Below are 18,103 nucleotides of genomic sequence, written 5' to 3' on the forward strand. Positions count from 1 at the left end.
GTGGTGTTGAACCCGATCGGGTGACGCAACGTCCTTGTCCTAGTGGCGTCTTGTCGTTCGCCACTGAATGAAGCCCTAGCAGCTACTGGGAGCACGCCGTGAGCGACGATGGCCGCCTGGTTGCCGGCCGCTACCGACTTGGCCGGCGGATCGGCAGCGGTGCGATGGGCGTCGTCTGGCAGGCGCACGACGAGCGACTGCACCGCACGGTCGCGGTCAAGCAGCTGTTGCTCCAGCCCGGCTTGGCCGAGTCCGACACGGACGAGGCGAAGCGCCGCGCGATGCGCGAGGGCCGGATCGCCGCCCGCCTCCAGCACCCGCACGCGATCGCGGTGTACGACGTGGCGGAGGACGACGGCCAGCCCTGGCTGGTGATGGAGTACCTGCCGTCCAAGAGCCTGTCCACGGCGCTGTCGGAACGCGGCACGCTGCCGCCCCGCGACGTGGCGTCGATCGGCTCGCAGGTCGCCTCCGCCCTCGCCGCCGCGCACAACGCCGGGATCGTGCACCGCGACATCAAGCCGGGCAACATCCTGCTCGGCAACGACGGCACGGTGAAGATCACCGACTTCGGCATCTCGCGGGCCACGGGCGACGTCACGGTCACCGCGACCGGGATGCTCGCCGGCACGCCCGCCTACCTCGCGCCCGAGGTGGCCAAGGGGTACGACCCCGGCCCGCCCTCGGACGTGTTCTCGCTGGGCTCGACGTTGTACGCGGCCGTCGAGGGCGCGCCGCCGTTCGGCCTGAACGAGAACACCATCGCGTTGCTGCACCAGGTCGCGTCGGGCAAGGTGGTGCCGCCCAAGCAGGCCGGCCCGCTGACCGCGCTGCTGATGCGCCTGCTGCGCGCCGAGCCGGAGGACCGGCCCACCATGGCCGAGGCCCGGGAGGCGCTGGCCGCGGTCGCCGCCGGCCGGGCCGCGCCCGAGTTCCCGGTGGCGCTGCCGCAGACCCACCCGCCGTCGTGGCAGGGCGCGCCGGTGCAGGCGCCGGCCCGCACGCCCGCCCCGGCCAACCAGAACGCGCCGCAGGCCGCGGCGGCTCCCCAGGCCCCGGCGGCGACCCGGATCGCGCCCGCGCCCGCCCCGGCGGCGCAGCAGCGGCAGACAGGTCACACCCCGCCGCCGGCCCGGCCGGGCGGCGGCGCCAGACCCGGCGGTCCCATCCGGAACAAGCGGTCCGCCGTGGTCACCGCGCTGGCCGTCGCGGTCGCCGCGGTCGTCGGCATCCTGCTGGCGAGCGTGCTGTCCGACGGCGGCGGTGGCGGCGAGCAGGCCGCGCCGACGACGTCCACCACCGCGCGGGAGGCCGGCGCGGAGGCGTCGGTCACGCCGACGAAGAAGTCGACCGCGCCGCCCGCCAAGATCACCGCCGCGCCCACGCCCGAGCAGCAGGAGCAGGCCGTCCGCGACTACTTCGGCCTGCTGCCGGAGCACATCGACGAGGGCTTCAGCCGGCTGACCGCCAAGATGCAGTCCTCGGCCGGCGGCGCGGGCGGCTACGAGGGCTGGTGGAAGCTCGTGGAGTCGGTGGACCTCAAGAGCGTGCGGATGAACTCGCCCTACGCCTACGAGGTCGACCTCGCCTACCGGATGAAGGACGACTCCGTCAGCGAGGAGCGCAAGCTGATCATCCTCAAGTGGGAGAACCAGGGCATCTTCATCGACGGCGAGCAGAAGCTCAGCTCGTAGCCGACCCCTTCAGCGCCTCCAGCAGGCTCGTCACGGCGGGCGAGCCGACGCCCTCCTCGCGGATCGCGGCGCAAATGGTCCTGGTCGGCTCCGGGTGGCGCAGCTTGCGGACCACCACGCCGGGGTGGATCACGCCCAGGCTGAGCTTGGGCACGATGGTGACGCCGAGCCCGGCCGCGACGAACCCCTGGGCGGTCGGGTAGTCGTCGGCCTCGACCACGACGTTCGGCGCGAACCCCGCGCCCGCGCAGGCGTCGAGCACGATGTCGCGGCACGGCCCGGGCGGCGTCACGGCGTCCACCCACTGCTCCTCGGCCAGGTCGGCGAGGTCGAGCACGCGCTTGCGGGTCAGCTCGTGCCCGCGCCGCAGCACGGCCAGGTACGGGTCGTCGAGCAGGTGCACGAGGTGCACGCCGCGAGGCGGCTCGGCGTTCCCGTGGTGCACGACGATCGCCACGTCGGCGCGGCCCGCCTCGACCTCCACCATCGGGTCGTCCGGCTCGGTGAGCTTGAGGTCGAGCTGGACGTCGGGGTGGCCGGCGCGGAACTGGGCCACGGCGGGCGGCACGAGCGCCGCGCCCGCGGTCGCGAAGTAGCGCACCCGCAGGCGCCCGGTGCGGCCCGCGCGCAGGTCGGCCAGGGCCGCCTCCGCCTCCACCAGCCGGTCCGTGATGTGCGCGGCGTGCTCGGTGAGCAGCCGGCCCGCGAGGGTGGGCCGCACGCCCCGCCCGACCCGGTCCAGCAGCGGCAGCCCGGCCTGCCGCTCCAGGGCCGAGACCTGCTGGCTGACGGCCGAGGGCGTGTACCCGAGGTTCACCGCCGCGGCGGTGATGGAGCCGGTGGTCACCACGGCCCGGAGCACCTGCATGCGTCGCACGTCCAACATGCGTCAACCGTACAGTGGCGCTTAAGCGTCGTGCAGTTCTATTCACTTGTGCTGATGCTTGACGAGGCGCAAGGTGTGCTGGTGAACAAGCCTGGCACGCTGATCAGGATGGGTGTCCTGGCCCTGCTCTGGGGCTCCAGCTTCCTGTGGATCAAGATCGCCCTGACCGGGTTGTCGCCGGTCCAGATCACGCTCACCCGCACCGCCCTGGGCGCGGCGGTGCTGGTCGCGCTGCTGCACTGGAAGAAGCAGCGGCTGCCGCGCGACCGGACGTCGTGGCTGCGGCTCGGCTTTGCCGCGGTGTTCGGCAGCGCGGTGCCGTTCGCGCTCTTCGCCTTGGGCGAGCAGACGGTGGACTCGGGCGTCGCCGGTGTGCTCAACGCCACCACCCCGCTGTGGGCGCTGGGCATCGGCCTGGCCCTGGGCACGGAGCGGCAGCGCAACCCGGCCCGGTTCGCGGGCCTGGTGCTCGGCTTCGCGGGCGTGCTCCTCATCTTCGCGCCGTGGCAGAAGGCGGGGCTGGCCAGCTGGGGCGCGCTGGCGTGCCTGGCGGCGGCGGCGTCCTACGCGGTGAGCTACGCCTACATCGGCAGCAAGGTGTCCGGGCGCGGCCTGACCCCCATGCAGATCTCCTCGACGCAGCTGGTGGCCGCGGCGGGCATGACGGCGGTCGTGGTGCCGGTGGCCGGGACGCAGCCGGTGCACCTGTCCTGGCAGCCGCTCGTGGCCGTGGCGATCCTGGGCGTCTTCGGCACCGGGGTGGCGTTCGTGCTCAACTACCGCGTCATCGAGGACGAGGGCGCGACCAACGCCACGATGGTCGGCTACCTGCTGCCCGTGGTGTCGGTCCTGCTGGGCGCGTTGTTCCTCGGCGAGGCGCTGAACCTGCGCGTGGTGGCGGGCATGGTCGTGGTGCTCGTCGGCGTCGCGCTGACCCGCAAGCAGCCGGCGACGGCCATCGTGCCGGTCGCGGCGGAGGCGCCGACCCCGGCGGCCACGCTCAAGTGACCTGCGATAACACACCGTTACCCGTCGGTATGCCGGGCGACGGGTCCAACTGAGACGGCCGTCCTGGGCAAACGGGTGGACTTGAGACGCAGGTCTCCCCCGATCGCGTGGTGTTCAGGCGAACCACGTCCCGATTCGCCCTCTCGGACGTCTCCTCACATGAGAGGGACGACTTCCGAAGGGAACCCACAGGCCATGAGCAACGACAGCATCACCATCACAACGACGTTCCACCTCCTGGTCCCGGGCGTGGCCCCGGCCCCGGTGGAGGCCGAGCTGCACTACGAGCCGGAGGACCCGTACGCGGTCGCCGTCCTGTTCCACACCGGGCAGGGCAAGGTCGAGTGGATCTTCGCCCGCGACCTGCTGGCCGACGGCCTGCTGACCTCGGCGGGCGAGGGCGACATCCTGGTCCGGCCGGCCGCCGACGACCCCGAGCGGGTGCTCGTCGAGCTGAACGCGCCCACGGGCTTCGCGATCCTGTCGGCCGACGCCGAGGACATCGCGGAGTTCCTGGACCTCACCTACGACGTGGTCCAGCCCGGCGAGGAGGACCTGTGGATCGACTTCGACCGCGAGCTGGCCAAGTTGGTCTCGACCAACTGACCGCATCGCCTAACCTGCTGGTGTGGAGTCCGGGGGGACGGGGACGGTAGGCGGTCGGTACGCGCTGGTCGAGCGGATCGGCAGCGGTGCCATGGGCGTCGTCTGGCGGGCGCGGGACGGGCTGCTCGACCGCGAGGTCGCGGTGAAGCAGCTCCGGTGGCCGGACCTGACCGACGACGAGGTCGAGGTGGCCAGGGCGCGGGCGATGCGCGAAGCGCGCAACGCGGCCCGGTTGCAGCACCCCGACGCGATTTCCTTGTTCGACGTGGTGGTGGAGGACGGCCGGCCCTGGCTGGTCATGGAGCACCTGCCCTCGCGCAGCCTGGCCGGGCTGCTGGCGGAAGAGGGCGGGTTGGACCCGGTCGAGGCGGCCCGGGTCGGCGGCCGGGTGGCGTCGGCGCTGGCCGCGGCGCACGCGGCGGGCATCGTGCACCGGGACGTGAAGCCGTCGAACGTGCTGATCGGGCACGACGGGACGGTCAAGCTCACCGATTTCGGCATCTCGCGGGCCGCGGGGGACGGCACGCTGACCGACAGCGGCATGATCACCGGCACACCGGCGTACCTCGCGCCCGAGGTGGCGCGCGGTGAGCAGCCGGACCGCGCCTCGGACGTGTTCTCCCTGGGCGCGACGCTGTACGCGGCGGTCGAGGGCAAGTCGCCGCACGGGGTGAGCGACAACAACTTCGGGCTGCTGTACCGGGCCGCGGCGGGGCGGGTCGAGCCGCCGACGCGGTGCGGGCCGTTGACCGGTGTGCTGGAGCGGCTGCTCGCGGCGGACCCGGCCGAGCGGCCCACGGCGGCCCAGGCGGTGGAGCTGCTGGCCGAGATCGGGCGGGCCGACGGGCGGGAGCGCGCCGAGCGGGATTCCGCCGCCCGGAAGGCCGGTGACGCGGACTTCAGCGGACAGGGCGCCGGCGAACGAGCCGCTGCGCCGGGCTCCCGCCCGCAGAACGCCACGGGTGATGCGCGGGACTCGGACCAGGGCGTTCCCGCCGAGCGGGCGTCCGCCGAACCGGGACCGGCCGTCGAGCGGGCGGCCAAGCGGCGGTGGCTCGCGCCGGTGGTGGCGGCCCTCATGCTGGTCGTCGTCGCGGGCGTGGTCGCGGTGCTCGCGCTCAGGCCCTGGTCGCCCGAGGACACCGCCGCACCGCCGACGACGTTCACCACCGAGAACGCGATCGCGCTGGTCAGCTACCACTACGCCCTGCTGCCGGAGGACCCCGAGGCGGCGTGGCACAACCTGAGCACCTCGTACCGGCAGCAGCCGTTCGAGGAGTACCGGGCGTTCTGGGGCCAGTACGACGACGTCCGCGCCGACCCGATCGAAGCCGTGCAGGACCACCCGACCCGGTTCGTCGTGCGGGTGCGGGTGACGTTCCTGCGGGGCGCGACGGAGGTCTCGGGCTCCTACCAGCTGGTCCTGGAGCAGGTCGAGGACCGGTTGCTGATCAGCGAGTCCCAGCAGCTCGCGTAGCCGCCGGTCAGACCAGCCGGCGGTCGGAGGCCCAGCGGGACAGCTCGTACCGGTTCGACAGCTGCGTCTTGCGCAGCACGCTCGACACGTGCGTCTCGACCGTCTTCACCGAGATGAACAGCTCCGACGCGATCTCCTTGTACGCGTAGCCGCGCGCCAGCAACCGCAGCACGTCCCGCTCGCGCGGGGTGAGCAGGTCCAGCTCCGGGTCGCTGATCGGCGCGGCGCCGGGCCGGTCGGCGAACGCGTCCAGCACGAACCCGGCCAGCCGCGGGCTGAACACCGCGTCGCCCTCCGAGACCCGCACCACCGCGCGCACCAGCTCCTGGCTGGAGATGGTCTTCGTCACGTACCCGCGCGCGCCGGCGCGGATGACCGCGATGACGTCCTCGGCCGCGTCGGACACCGACAGCGCCAGGAACACCACCTCGGGCAGCGCCGTGCGCACCTGCCGTAGCACCTCCGCGCCGCCGCCGTCGGGCATGTGCACGTCCAGCAGCACCACGTCCGGGCGGTGGTGCCCGATCCCCGCCACCGCCTCGCCGACCGAGCCGGCCTCGCCGACGACCTCGATCTCGTCGGTGATCGAGTCCAGCTCGGCCCGCACCCCGGCGCGGAACAACGCGTGGTCGTCCACCAGGAACACCCGGACGGTCATGTCCTGGCCCCCGTCTCTCGCTTGTCTGCGGTCTTCCTCGGCATCATCAGCTGCACCTCCGTGCCCTCACCCAACCGGGTGCGGATCCGGACTTCGCCGCCGTGCCGGTCCATCCTCCCCCCGATGGAGTCCGCGAGGCCATGCCGGTCCTCCGGCACGGTCTCCGGGTCGAAGCCCTTGCCCCGGTCGCGGACGAACACGGTCACCCGATCGGGTTCGACTTCGCCGTACACGCTGATGTCGCCGACGCCCGCGTGCTTGGCCGCGTTGACCATCGCCTCGCGCGCGGCCTGCACCAGCGCGTACAGGTTGGGGTCCAGCAGGCAGTCCCCGACCACGACCTGCTGCACGGCCAGCGCGAAGCTGTCCTCGACCTCGCCGGACGCCTTCGCGATGGCGGCGGACAGGGTGGTGGGCTCGTTGTTGTCCTCGACCACCCGCCCGTACAGCCACTCGCGCAGCTGCCGCTCCTGGCCGCGCGCCAGGCGCTTGACCTCGCGCGGTTGCTCGGCCTGCTTCTGGATCAGGGCGAGGGTCTGGAGCACGGAGTCGTGCAGGTGGGCGGCGATCTCGGCCCGTTCCTCGGTGCGGATGCGGACCCGGCGCTCCTCGCCCAGGTCGTTGATCAGCTTGATCCACAGCGGCACGGTGAGCACCGCCACGCCGCCGAGGGTGGCCACCACGGCCAGCAGCGCGAACCGGAGCTGGTCGATGCCGTAGCTGTTCACCAGCAGGACGCCGATGCCGATGGCCACCAGCGCGACGCCCGCGAGCACGCGCACGACCGTGGTGCGGCCGGAGCCGCCGAGGATCCCGGACCTCGCGCCGTCGCGCCACCGGCGGCGCTGGGCCTCGTCCGCCTCGCGCCACACCACGGCCGCGCCCACGAGGGCCACCGCGAGCGGCCCGGCGATCCAGCCGCTGACCGGTCCGGAGAACAGGCCCGCCAGCACGGCCGCGCCGATGCCCAGGGCGACCAGCCCGAGGGCCTGCTGGCGCTCCCTCGGGGTGGACTGCTCCTCCGGCTCGCCGGCCGCGCGCTGCGGCACGAACAGCCACAGCAGGCCGTAGGCGATCACGCCGACGCCGTTCAACGCGGTCAGCGCGGCGAACGCCGCGCGCACCCAGAACACCTCGATGCCGAGGTGGTCGGCGACCCCGCCGGCCACGCCCGCGACCACCCGGCCGGTCCGCCTGCGGCGCACCGGCTCGACGGCGGTCTTCGTCTCCGAACTCACCCCTTGATGGTCACACGGGGGTGGGGGCCGGTCATCAGGGTTCCACCCGATGCGCGGTTCAGGGTGGGTCCCCGATGTGCGGGCGGCGCGCGTTCAGCAAGCTTGTCGTCGTGAGCGGGAGCATCAGCGCAGCCGGCGTCGAGGAGACGCTGAAGGACTTCTGGGCCACGCGGCCCAGGCGGCCCCACGACGGTCGCAAGATCGCCGGAGTCGCCGCCGGTATCGCCCAGCGGTACCAGATCGACCCGGTGATCGTCCGGGTGGCGTTCGTGGCCATGGCGCTGTGCAACGGCGCCGGGCTGCTCATCTACCTGCTGGGCTGGTTGTGGCTCGCGCAGGCCGACGACGAGGTGTCCGCGGCGGAGGCGCTGATCGGGCGGGGCCGCAGCTCGACGCCGACGGCGCTGACCGTGCTGCTCGGGCTCGCGGTGCTGCCCGCGACCGGGTTCTTCGTCGACGGCGGTTTCACCATGGTCGGCGGGGTGCTGCTGTCCGTGGGGGCGATCTACCTGCTGCACCGCGGTCGCGGGCAGCTCAACCGGCCGGACGTGCCCACCGGGGTGGGGTCCGGCGCGGGAGTCGGGTCGGGGTTGACGACGGACGCGGGGGGAACGGTGTCGGCGGAGGAGCGAGCGACGGAGCGGGTGACGCCGCCGGCCTGGGACCCGCTGGGCGCGGCCCCGTTCGCGTGGGACCTGCCCGAGCCCGGCGGGACGCCGGAGCCGGTGGGCGCGTCGCCCGCCGTGCCGGCGGTCCGGCGACCGCGGTCGAGGGTCGGGGTGGCGACGTTCGGCGCGGCGCTGGTGGTGCTGGCCGGGTCGCTGGTGGCGTCGTCCTACTCGGACTGGTTCGACGCGCGGCACGTCCTGGGGCTGCTGGTCGCGGTGCTGGGCGGGGGCATGGTGCTCGGCGCGCTGCGGGGCGGCGGCGGGCGCGGGCTGCTGTGGCTGGTCGTGCCGCTGTCGGTGGTCGGGGTGCTGTTGACGACGGTCGACTTCGACGTCGACGCCAGGCAGATGGGCAGCACCAGGGCCCGGCCGGCGACGGTGGAGGACGTGCAGGAGCGGTACACGACGGGCGTCGGCGAGGTCGAGCTGGACCTGACCGGCCTGCCGGCGGGCGGGTCCGGGACCGTGACGACGGACGTCGAGGTCGGGCTGGGCAGCGCGCGGGTCAAGGTGCCGGCCGACGCGGACGTGACGGTGAACTGCCGGACCGACCTCGGCGAGGTGCGGTGCCTCGGTCGCCAGTCCAACGGCAAGAGCGGGCACGAGGAGGTCACCGACTACGGGGCCGACGGGCCCGGCGGGTTGAAGATCGTGCTGGACGTGCGGAGCGATCTCGGAGAGGTGGAGGTGAGTCGTGGCTGAGCGGGATTCGGTCGAGAAGCGCGGTGTCGACGTCGTGGGCCTGGTGTTCGGGGTGGCGGCCCTGGTCGCGGCCGCCTACATGCTCTCCGACGGGGCGGCGTGGCCGGACTTCCTCGACCTGAGGTGGGCGCTGGCCGGCGGGGCGATGGTGATCGGGCTGGGGCTGCTGGCGGGGTCCGCGCGACGACGCCGGTAGTCCGAGGGGGATGTGGGGGAAAAGGGGAAGGCCCGTCCGGTGGACGGGCCTTCCCCCTTTGTCGCGCCTACTCCCACTCGATGGTGCCCGGCGGCTTGCTCGTCACGTCGAGCACCACCCGGTTCACCTCGTTGACCTCGTTGGTGATGCGGGTCGAGATGCGCTCCAGCACGTCGTAGGGCAGGCGGGTCCAGTCCGCGGTCATCGCGTCCTCGCTGGACACAGGGCGCAGCACCACCGGGTGGCCGTACGTGCGGCCGTCGCCCTGCACGCCCACGCTGCGCACGTCGGCCAGCAGCACGACCGGGCACTGCCAGATCTGGCGGTCCAGGCCCGCGCTGGTCAGCTCCTCGCGGGCGATCGCGTCGGCCTTGCGCAGGATGTCCAGCCGCTCCTGGGTGACCTCGCCGATGATCCGGATACCGAGGCCGGGACCGGGGAACGGCTGCCGCTGCACGATCGTCTCGGGCAGGCCCAGCTCGGTGCCGACGCGGCGGACCTCGTCCTTGAACAGCGCGCGGAGCGGCTCCACCAGGGTGAACTGGAGGTCATCGGGCAGGCCGCCGACGTTGTGGTGGCTCTTGATGTTCGCCGCGCCCGTGCCGCCGCCGGACTCGACCACGTCCGGGTAGAGCGTCCCCTGGACGAGGAACCGGTAGTCGCCCTCGGCCTTGAGGTCGCGCTCGGCCTGCTCGAAGACCCGGATGAACTCCCGGCCGATGATCTTGCGCTTCTGCTCCGGGTCGGTGACGCCGCGCAGCGCGTCGAGGAACCGCTCGCGGGCGTCCACGGTGACCAGGTTGACGCCGGTCGCGGCCACGAAATCGCGCTCGACCTGGGCCCGCTCCCCCGCGCGCAGCAGGCCGTGGTCGACGAACACGCAGGTCAGGCGGTCGCCGATGGCGCGCTGGACGAGCGCGGCGGCCACGGCCGAGTCGACGCCGCCGGACAGGCCGCAGATCGCCTTGCCGTCGCCGACCTGCTCGCGGATCCGCGCCACCTGCTCGTCCACGATCGAGGACGTGGTCCACTGCGGCCGGATGCCCGCGATGTCGTGCAGGAAGCGGCGCAGCACCTCCTGGCCGTGCGGGGAGTGGCCGACCTCCGGGTGGTACTGCACGCCGGCGAACCGCCGCTCGGCGTGCTCGAAGGCCGCCACCGGCGCGCCCTCGCTGGTCGCGGTGACGGTGAAGCCGTCGGGCGCCTTGGTGACGCAGTCGCCGTGGCTCATCCACACCGGGTGGCTGGCGGGCAGCTCGTCGTGCAGCAGGCCGCCCGCCCGCACGCCCAGCTCGGTGCGGCCGTACTCCCGGGTGCCGGTGTGCTCGACCGTGCCGCCCAGGGCGCCGGCCATGGCCTGGAAGCCGTAGCAGATGCCGAAGACCGGCACGCCGACGTCGAACAGCTTCGGGTCGACCTGGGGCGCGCCCGGTTCGTACACGCTCGACGGGCCGCCGGACAGCACGATCGCGGCCGGGTCGCGTTCCAGCAGCTCCGCCACGGGCGTGGTGTGCGGGACGACTTCCGAGTAGACCTGCGCCTCCCGGACCCGGCGGGCGATCAGCTGCGCGTACTGCGCGCCGAAGTCCACTACCAGCACAGGGCGGTTGCTGCTCTCAGCCACTGGGGAAAAACCTCTCGTCCGGCGGATCCGCGCAGGTGAAGGATGTCATGCGTGCGGGAGGAAGTGCTCACCGGAGGCGGGCTGAACGAGGTCGTGCGGGTCGGGTCGACGGTCCGCCGGCCGACCGGTCCGTGGACGCCCAACGTGCACCGGCTGCTGGAACGCCTTGCGCCGCTTGGCATCGCGCCGGCGCCGCACGGGATCGACGAACGGGGCCGCGAGGTGCTGTCCTACCTGGAGGGTGAGGTGGGCCACCCGCCGCTGCCCGAGGCGCTGCGCGCGGACGCCGTGCTGGTGGCCGTGGCGCGGATGGCGCGGCGGTTGCACGACGCGTCGGCGGAGCTGGTGGGCGAGCTGCCGGCGCAGGGGTGGCAGTTCCCGGCGATTTCACCCGTCGAGGTGATCTGCCACAACGACCTCGCGCCGTACAACATGGTCTTCCGCGACGGGCTGCCGGTGGGGGTCTTCGACTTCGACGGCGCCCGGCCCGGACCCCGGTGGTGGGACCTCGCCTACACCGCGTACTGCCTGGTGCCGTTCTCGCCGGAGTTCGGGACGGTGGCCGACCAGCGGCGGCGGCTCGGGCTGTTCTGCGCCGCGTACGGGATCGGGACCGCCGGCGCCGGCCGCTGGGTGCGGGCCCGGTTGACCGACATGGTGGCGATGATCCGGGAGCGGCCGGAGTTCCACCGGCAGCGCGAGGAGCGGCACGACCTCTACTACCTGGGGCACCTGGACTACGTGCGGGAGCACTTCGCGGACCTGTGAGGTGTCCGTCACGGTCGGCGTCCGAGCGTACTTCCAAGATCGATCCGCCGGACCGCGCGGTACGGGAATACGGTGTCCGCATGGACGCGTTCACGCCTCAGCCACGGCCCTGTTGGATCGCCGGACACGCCGAGCAGGGCGGGTCGGCCATCGCGGTGCACCACCCGTTCGACGGGACGGAGGTGGCGTCGGTGGCGGTGCCCGGCCCGGAGCAGGTGGAGCGGGCGGTGGCCGCCGCGGCGGCGGTCGCCGCGGAGTTCCGGCGGACACCGGCGCACGTGCGGGCCGCGGCGTTGGCGCACGTGTCCTCGGCGTTGGCCGAGCGGGCGGAGGAGATCGCCGAGACGATCACCGCCGAGAACGGCAAGCCGCTGAAGTGGGCCGAGGTCGAGGTGCGGCGGGCGGTGAGCACGTTCCGGTTCGCCGCCGAGGAGGCGCGGCGGTTCACCGGCGACCTCCAGCGGCTGGACACCGACGCGGGCGGAGAGGGCCGGCTCGCGGTGGTGCGGCGGGTGCCGCGCGGACCGGTGCTGGCGGTCGCGCCGTTCAACTTCCCGCTGAACCTGGTGGCCCACAAGGTGGCGCCGGCGCTGGCGGTGGGCGCGCCGGTGGTCGTGAAGCCCGCGTCGGCCACGCCGCTGTCGGCGTTGCTGCTGGGCGAGCTGCTGGCGGAGACGGACCTGCCCGAGGGCGCGTTCTCCGTGCTGCCGGTGCGCGGGTCGGACATGAAGGCGCTGGTGACCGACGACCGGCTGCCGGTCATCTCGTTCACCGGGTCGACGTCGGTCGGCTGGTCGTTGATGGACGCCGCGCCGCGCAAGCACGTGGTGATGGAGCTGGGCTCCAACTCGGCCGCGATCGTCTGCCCCGACTGGCCCGACCTGGACTTCGCGGCCCGGCGGATCGCCACGTTCGGCAACTACCAGGCCGGTCAGTCGTGCATCGCGGTGCAGCGGGTGCTGGTGCACCGGGACGTGGCCGACGAGTTCGTGCCGAAGCTGGTGGACGCCGTGCGAGGGCTGCGCACCGGCGACCCGCACGACCCCGAGGTGGAGGTCGGGCCGCTGATCGACGAGGACAACGCGCGCCGGGTCGAGGAGTGGGTCGCGGAGGCCGTGGCGGACGGGGCGGTGCTGCACGTCGGCGGCGGCCGGTCGGGCACCACGGTCGAGCCGACGGTCCTGCAGGACGTGCCGCCCGGGTCGCGGGTGTGGCGCGAGGAGGTGTTCGGGCCGGTGCTCGCAGTGTCCGTGGTGGACTCGGTGGACGAGGCGTTCGAGCAGGCCAACGCCACCGAGTACGGGTTGCAGGCCGGCGTGTTCACCCGGGACCTGGGCGTGGCGTTCGAGGCGGCGGCCACCCTGGAGGTGGGCGGGGTGATCGTCGGCGACGTGCCGTCCTACCGGGCCGACCAGATGCCGTACGGCGGCGTGAAGGGGTCCGGCACCGGGCGCGAGGGCGTGCGGTCGGCGATGGAGGACTTCACCGAGGAGCGCACGATGGTGCTCACCGGCATCACTCTGTGAGCGCGCCCTTGGCGAGCGCCAGCAGGCCGTTGAGCAGGTCGTCGGAGTCGTCGCCGGTGGCCAGGGCCCTCAGCTTGAGGCCCATGACCATGCCGACGACCGCGCCGGCGAGCCGGTCGGCGTCCGGCACGCCGACGGACGCCAGGACGGTCGCGGCGAGCCGGTCGTAGGCGGCGAAGCACTCGGCGGCGGCGGCGCGCAGCTCCGGGTCCCGGCCGGCGTGCAGGTACAGCTCGTACGGGGCGATGCGCTCGCTGTCGGTGCCCGTCGCCTCGGCGACCTGGCCGACGACCTCGACCACCTCGTCGAGGTTGGCGCACCTGGTGTTGTTGCGGGTGGCCAGCTCGCCGAAGCGCTTCGTCTCCTCGGTGACGAAGTGCCGCAGGCTCTCCCGCAGCAGGTCCTGCTGGGTGGCGAAGTGGTAGGTGACGGAGCCGAGCGACACGCCGGCCTCCTGCGCGATGCGCCGGTTGGTCACGCCCGCGACACCGTCGTCACCGATGATCCGCAGCACGGCCCCGATGATCCGCTGCCTGGTCTCCGTCATGCCGTCATTGTCCGGCATGGGACGACCCGGCGGATCCACGGTACTGTTCGTTCGAACGAACAGTTTCGGGAGGGCGCATGCGGGTGACGGGGACGACGGTGTTGCTGACCGGCGCGACGGGCGGGATCGGGCAGTCGATCGCGCGGGCCTTCGCCCGGCGCGGGGCGAAGCCGGTGCTGACCGGGCGGAAGGCGGAGGAGCTGGCGCGGCTCGCGGAGGAGGTCGGCGGCCGGGCCGTGGCGGCCGACCTGTCCGATCCGGAGGGCGTCCGGCGGCTGGTCGAGGAGGTCGGGTCGGTGGACGTGGTCGTCGCCAACGCGGCGCTGCCGGCCGGCGGCCCGTTGCTGGACTTCACGCCGGAGGAGGTCGCGCGGGCGTTGGCGGTGAACCTGGAGGCGCCGATCGCGTTGGCCCGCGCCCTGGCGCCGGCCATGGTGGACGCCGGGCGCGGGCACCTGGTGTTCGTGGGGTCGTTGGCGGGCAAGGTGGCGTCCGCGCACAGCTCGCTCTACAACGCGACGAAGTTCGGGCTGCGCGGCTTCGCGCTGGGGCTGCGGGAGGACCTGCGCGGCACCGGCGTCGGCGTGTCGATCGTGCAGCCGGGGTTCGTGCGGGACGCCGGGATGTTCGCCGAGACCGGCGCGAAGCCGCCCGCCGGGGTGCGGACCGTGTCGCCCGGCGAGGTCGCGGACGGCGTGCTGGACGCCATCGAGCGGGACCGGGCCGAGGTGAACGTCGCGCCGCCGGAGCTGCGGGTGGCGAGCGTGCTGGGCGGCGCGTTCCCGGCGTTCTCGTCGGGGTTGCAGCGGCGGTTGGCGAGCGACGAGCTGATGCGCCGGCTGAGCGCGGCCAACCGGGGCAAGCGGTGACGGCCCCGGCGATCCCGCACCCGCGGTGGCGGGTGCCGTTCCTGGGTGACGTGCTGGGCGCCGACCGGCGCACCCCGGTGCAGGACACGATGCGGCTGGGCCGCGAGCTGGGGCCGATCTTCACCCGGCGGTTCCTGGACCGGGAGGTCGTGTTCGTCGGCGGGGCGGACCTCGCCGCGGACCTGGCCGACGAGTCGCGGTTCGCCAAGCACCTCGCGCTCGGCGTGGAGGCGTTGCGGGACGTGGGCGGGGACGGGCTGTTCACCGCCTACAACGACGAGCCGAACTGGAAGGCGGCGCACGAGGTGCTGCTGCCCGCGTTCACGCAGAGCGCCATGCGCGCCTACCACCCGACCATGGTGGACGTGACCGCGCAGCTGGTGGCGAAGTGGGACCGGGGCGGCGAGGTGGACGTCTCCGCCGACATGACGAAGCTGACCCTGGAGACGATCGGCCGGGTCGGCTTCGGGTACTCGTTCGAGTCGTTCTCCCGCGCCGACACCCACCCGTTCGTGCGGGCGATGACCGGGTCGTTGCGGCACGCGCAGCGCAGGAACTTCACGTTCCCCCTGGTGGCCCGGCTGTTCGGGCGCGCGGCGGAGGAGCGGTACCGGCGGGACCTGGCCTTCCTCGCCGAGGTCGTGGACGAGGTGGTGCGGTCGCGGCGCGGGTCGGGCGGGTCGGACCTGCTCGGGCTGATGCTGGCGTCCGGCGAGCTGGACGAGGTGAACATCCGCAACCAGGTGATCACCTTCCTGATCGCCGGGCACGAGACGACGTCCGGCGCGCTGGCGTTCGCGTTGTACTACCTCTCGCGGCACCCCGAGGTGGCGGAGAGGGCGCGGGCCGAGGTGGACGCGGTGTGGGGATCGGCGGACGTGCCGGAATTCGAGCAGGTGCCGAAGCTGCGGTACGTGCGGCGGGTGCTGGACGAGGCGTTGCGGCTGTGGCCGACCGCGCCGGGGTTCGCGCGGGAGGCGCGGGCGGACACCGTGCTCGGCGGGCGGTACCCGATGCGGGCGGGCCAGTGGGCGCTGGTGCTGCTGCCGCTGGTGCACCGCGACCCGGCGGTGTGGGGGTCGCCGGAGGCGTTCGACCCCGACCGGTTCGCGCCGGCGGCCGTCCGCGCCCGGCCCGCGCACGTCTACAAGCCGTTCGGGACCGGGGAGCGGGCGTGCATCGGGCGGCAGTTCGCGCTGCACGAGGCGACGCTGGCGCTCGGCACGGTGCTGCGGCGGTACGAGCTGGAGTCCTCGCCCGACTACGAGCTGGCGGTGGCGGAGATGCTGACGCTGAAGCCCGCCGGGTTCACGGTGACGCCCCGGCGTCGGTGAAGCCCTCGGCCCGGCGCCGCGCCGCGCCGAGGTCGGTCCCGGTGGCCGCGGTGTGGCCGTCGGGGCGGACCAGGGCGTCGCCCTCGACGGTGAAGCCGGGGCCGTAGCGGTGGCTGTCCGGGCGGAGTGCGCCGTCGCCGTTGGTGGTGAGGGGCGAGTCGCGGTAGGCGAACGGCTCGAACATCCGGCCCGAGTCGATCTCCTCGGTGACGCCCTGCTCCAGCACGCGGCGGCGGTGGGCCCGCTCGGCCTCGGTCCGGGGCACCAGGAAGCGCATGGTCTCGCCGGTGACGCGCAGGTTCTCGTCGGCGGCCGCGGCGCGTTCCAGGTGGTAGGACTCCAGCAGGAGCGGCCCTGCCCCGCCGGCGCGGTCGAGGGCGATCTTCCACGCGGCGTTGTCGGCGTCGCAGAGCCCGGAGTTGAGGCCCCGCGCGCCGAACGGGCTCATCACGTGCGCGGCGTCGCCCGCGAGCAGGACCGGGCCGACGCGGAAGCGGGCGGCGCGGCGCTGGTGGAAGCGGTACGTGGACCGCCAGAGCACCTCGTGGGGCCGGTCGCCGGTGACCGCGCGCACGTGCGCGTCGGTCAGCTCGAAGCCCTCGGGCACCTGCCAGTCGACGCGGTGCACGCCGTCCGGCTGCGGGTGCACGAGCACCTGGCGGCCGGGGTGCCACGGCGGGTCGAAGTAGAAGCGGCGCTCCGGCTCCCGGTGGCCCAGGTCCACCCGGATGTCGGCGATGACGAACCGGTCGCGGAACGAGTGACCCTCGAACGGGATGCCGAGCAGCGCGCGGACGGTGGAGTGGCCGCCGTCGGCCGCCACGCAGTGCGTGCCCTCGTGCGTCCCGTCGGTCGTGCGCACGGTGACGTGGTCGGTGAGCCGGATGCCGACGACCTCCTGCCCGAAGCGCAGGTCGACGAGCGGGCTGGCGGCGGCCTGCGCGTGCAGGATCCGCTCCACGGTCGTCTGCGGGGTGTTGACGAACGGCGGGAAGCGGCCCTCGGCGCGCGGCAGCTCGACGGTGAGCACCTCGCGGTCGCGGTAGTACGTCCGGCCGCGGTACCAGGTGACGCCCGCGTCGACCACGGCCTGGCCGACGCCGACCCGTTCGAGGATGTTCAGCACGTCCCGGTGCACGCAGATCGACCGGCTGCCCGCGGCCACCCGGCGCGCCGAGGACTCCAGCACGGTCGTCGGCACGCCCGCCCGGGCCAGCAGCAGCGCGGCGGTCAACCCCACCGGACCCGCGCCGACCACCAGCACCGGTATCACCGCAGGGCCTCCCACACCTCGCGGTCCCGCGCCGCGGTCCAGATGCGCGGCCAGTCCACGCCGTCGCACTCGTCCCAGTACCGCTGCACGTTGAACGGCAGGCAGTGCTCGAAGATCGGCCACCGGCCGTAGCGCGGCGCGAGGGCGGCGTGCGCGGCCTCGAACGCGTCCTTCACCGTGCCGCCGCCGACGTGCACCGTGCCGACCGTGCGGCGCAGCTCGTCCAGGAAGTGCCGGGACTGCGCGATGGCCGCGTCGACCTCCGCCCGGTCGCGGGCCGGCGCGCCGCGTCCGCCGACCAGCTGCTCCGCGCCCAGGGCGGCCACCCGGTCCAACGTCGAGGTGGCCCACTCGTCGTGGAACGCGTCCCCGGTGTAGAGCGCCGCCCGCGACTCGACCAGGTCCCCCGCGAACAGGATCCGCTGGTGTGGCAGCCAGGCCACGATGTCGCCCGCCGTGTGGCCGCGTCCGCAGTGGCGCAGCTCCACCTCGCCCCGGTCGCCGCCGAGCGGGATGGTGAGGCGGTCGGAGAACGTGACGGTGGGCCAGGTCAGGCCGGGGATGCCCGCCGGCTCCTCGAACAGCCGGGGCATCCGGCCGTACTCGCTCAGCCAGTCCTCGCGGCCGCGTTCGGCGATCAGCGCCCTGGTGTTCTCGTGCGCGATGACCTCGGCCGCGCCGAACGCGCTCGCGCCCAGCGTGCGGACCGCGTGGTAGTGGCTCAGCACGAGGTGGCGGACGGGTTTGTCGGTGTGCTCGCGGAGCCGGTCGAGCCAGCGCCGGGCGGCCTTCGGCGTGGCCCGGGCCTCGATGCAGACCAGGAAGTCCTCGCCCTCGATCGCGCCGACGTTCGGGTCGCCCTCGGCGGTCAGGGCGTACACGCCGTCCGCGAGCCGGACGAACTTCTCGCGCTTGGGCTCGAGGTCGGCGCTGGACGCGAACGGCTTCGGTGCCACACCACCCACCATAGGGTCGGTGACGTCGTCCTCACCCCCGCGACCGGCAACCACAACCCGCCCGGCGCAGCGA

General features: G+C 73.7%; 17 protein-coding genes. 10 read left to right on the forward strand and 7 right to left on the reverse strand.

Annotated features, from left to right (window positions below; genetic code table 11):
- The first annotated feature begins 98 nt into the window (after nucleotides 1-98).
- Nucleotides 99-1,694 carry a serine/threonine-protein kinase gene (locus ACWEFJ_RS24810; RefSeq protein ID WP_449715234.1) on the forward strand — a complete coding sequence of 532 codons (1,596 nt, stop codon included), beginning with the start codon at nucleotides 99-101 and terminating at the stop codon, nucleotides 1,692-1,694.
- Here the strand turns inward: ACWEFJ_RS24810 and ACWEFJ_RS24815 are convergent.
- Nucleotides 1,684-2,580 (reverse strand): LysR family transcriptional regulator, encoded by an 897-nt coding sequence (locus ACWEFJ_RS24815; RefSeq protein ID WP_378083248.1) that lies wholly within the window; start codon nucleotides 2,578-2,580, stop codon nucleotides 1,684-1,686. The genes ACWEFJ_RS24810 and ACWEFJ_RS24815 overlap by 11 nt on opposite strands.
- Nucleotides 2,581-2,634: 54 nt before the next feature.
- On the opposite strand from ACWEFJ_RS24815, the gene ACWEFJ_RS24820 reads away from it, so the two are divergent.
- The 3 genes from ACWEFJ_RS24820 to ACWEFJ_RS24830 all read left to right on the forward strand — a co-directional run bounded on the left by ACWEFJ_RS24820 (nucleotide 2,635) and on the right by ACWEFJ_RS24830 (nucleotide 5,671).
- Nucleotides 2,635-3,588: a DMT family transporter gene (locus ACWEFJ_RS24820; RefSeq protein ID WP_449715235.1), complete on the forward strand. Its 954-nt coding sequence runs from the start codon at nucleotides 2,635-2,637 to the stop codon at nucleotides 3,586-3,588.
- A gap of 195 nt (nucleotides 3,589-3,783) precedes the next feature.
- The gene (locus ACWEFJ_RS24825; RefSeq protein WP_233825336.1) at nucleotides 3,784-4,194 is read left to right on the forward strand and encodes an SsgA family sporulation/cell division regulator; all 411 of its coding nucleotides are present in this window, start codon (nucleotides 3,784-3,786) and stop codon (nucleotides 4,192-4,194) included.
- A 22-nt stretch (nucleotides 4,195-4,216) separates the two neighbouring features.
- Nucleotides 4,217-5,671 (forward strand): protein kinase domain-containing protein, encoded by a 1,455-nt coding sequence (locus tag ACWEFJ_RS24830; RefSeq protein WP_449715236.1) that lies wholly within the window; start codon nucleotides 4,217-4,219, stop codon nucleotides 5,669-5,671.
- 7 nt (nucleotides 5,672-5,678) lie between these two features.
- On the opposite strand, the gene ACWEFJ_RS24835 is transcribed toward ACWEFJ_RS24830, so the two are convergent.
- On the reverse strand, nucleotides 5,679-6,329 hold the full coding sequence (locus tag ACWEFJ_RS24835; RefSeq protein WP_053721568.1) for a response regulator: 651 nt from the start codon (nucleotides 6,327-6,329) through the stop codon (nucleotides 5,679-5,681).
- Entirely contained in the window at nucleotides 6,326-7,567 is a 1,242-nt protein-coding gene (locus ACWEFJ_RS24840) for an ATP-binding protein (protein WP_378083239.1), read from the reverse strand. The genes ACWEFJ_RS24835 and ACWEFJ_RS24840 overlap by 4 nt, the downstream gene beginning before the upstream one ends.
- Before the next feature lie 110 nt (nucleotides 7,568-7,677).
- On the opposite strand from ACWEFJ_RS24840, the gene ACWEFJ_RS24845 reads away from it, so the two are divergent.
- Nucleotides 7,678-8,937, forward strand: a complete 1,260-nt coding sequence (locus ACWEFJ_RS24845; RefSeq protein WP_378083238.1) for a PspC domain-containing protein — start codon at nucleotides 7,678-7,680, stop codon at nucleotides 8,935-8,937.
- A complete protein-coding gene (locus ACWEFJ_RS24850) occupies nucleotides 8,930-9,133 on the forward strand; it encodes a hypothetical protein (protein ID WP_378083235.1) in 204 nt (67 codons plus the stop codon). The genes ACWEFJ_RS24845 and ACWEFJ_RS24850 overlap by 8 nt, the downstream gene beginning before the upstream one ends.
- Nucleotides 9,134-9,200: 67 nt before the next feature.
- Here ACWEFJ_RS24850 and guaA read toward each other — a convergent pair whose 3' ends face one another.
- Nucleotides 9,201-10,757, reverse strand: a complete 1,557-nt coding sequence (gene guaA, locus ACWEFJ_RS24855) for a glutamine-hydrolyzing GMP synthase (protein ID WP_449715237.1) — start codon at nucleotides 10,755-10,757, stop codon at nucleotides 9,201-9,203.
- Nucleotides 10,758-10,808: 51 nt separating this feature from the next.
- Here guaA and ACWEFJ_RS24860 point away from each other — a divergent pair, with 51 nt between their 5' ends.
- Nucleotides 10,809-11,525 carry a phosphotransferase gene (locus ACWEFJ_RS24860; protein ID WP_449715238.1) on the forward strand — a complete coding sequence of 239 codons (717 nt, stop codon included), beginning with the start codon at nucleotides 10,809-10,811 and terminating at the stop codon, nucleotides 11,523-11,525.
- Nucleotides 11,526-11,605: 80 nt separating this feature from the next.
- Nucleotides 11,606-13,051, forward strand: coding sequence for an aldehyde dehydrogenase family protein (locus ACWEFJ_RS24865; RefSeq protein WP_378083229.1), 1,446 nt, complete (start codon nucleotides 11,606-11,608; stop codon nucleotides 13,049-13,051).
- On the opposite strand, the gene ACWEFJ_RS24870 is transcribed toward ACWEFJ_RS24865, so the two are convergent.
- Nucleotides 13,041-13,598, reverse strand: a complete 558-nt coding sequence (locus ACWEFJ_RS24870) for a TetR/AcrR family transcriptional regulator (RefSeq protein ID WP_378083227.1) — start codon at nucleotides 13,596-13,598, stop codon at nucleotides 13,041-13,043. The genes ACWEFJ_RS24865 and ACWEFJ_RS24870 overlap by 11 nt on opposite strands.
- 77 nt (nucleotides 13,599-13,675) lie before the next feature.
- Between ACWEFJ_RS24870 and ACWEFJ_RS24875 the strand changes: the two genes are divergently transcribed.
- Both ACWEFJ_RS24875 and ACWEFJ_RS24880 read left to right on the forward strand, forming a co-directional pair.
- A complete protein-coding gene (locus tag ACWEFJ_RS24875; protein WP_449715239.1) occupies nucleotides 13,676-14,467 on the forward strand; it encodes an SDR family NAD(P)-dependent oxidoreductase in 792 nt (263 codons plus the stop codon).
- Nucleotides 14,464-15,801: a cytochrome P450 gene (locus ACWEFJ_RS24880; RefSeq protein ID WP_378083221.1), complete on the forward strand. Its 1,338-nt coding sequence runs from the start codon at nucleotides 14,464-14,466 to the stop codon at nucleotides 15,799-15,801. Before ACWEFJ_RS24875 ends, ACWEFJ_RS24880 begins: the two co-directional genes overlap by 4 nt.
- Here the strand turns inward: ACWEFJ_RS24880 and ACWEFJ_RS24885 are convergent.
- Both ACWEFJ_RS24885 and ACWEFJ_RS24890 read right to left on the reverse strand, forming a co-directional pair.
- A complete protein-coding gene (locus ACWEFJ_RS24885; protein WP_449715240.1) occupies nucleotides 15,776-17,074 on the reverse strand; it encodes an FAD-dependent monooxygenase in 1,299 nt (432 codons plus the stop codon). The genes ACWEFJ_RS24880 and ACWEFJ_RS24885 overlap by 26 nt on opposite strands.
- Nucleotides 17,071-18,030, reverse strand: a complete 960-nt coding sequence (locus tag ACWEFJ_RS24890) for an MBL fold metallo-hydrolase (RefSeq protein ID WP_449715241.1) — start codon at nucleotides 18,028-18,030, stop codon at nucleotides 17,071-17,073. The genes ACWEFJ_RS24885 and ACWEFJ_RS24890 overlap by 4 nt, the downstream gene beginning before the upstream one ends.
- Nucleotides 18,031-18,103 lie beyond the last annotated feature (73 nt).

This window comes from Actinosynnema sp. NPDC004786 (assembly GCF_053601135.1).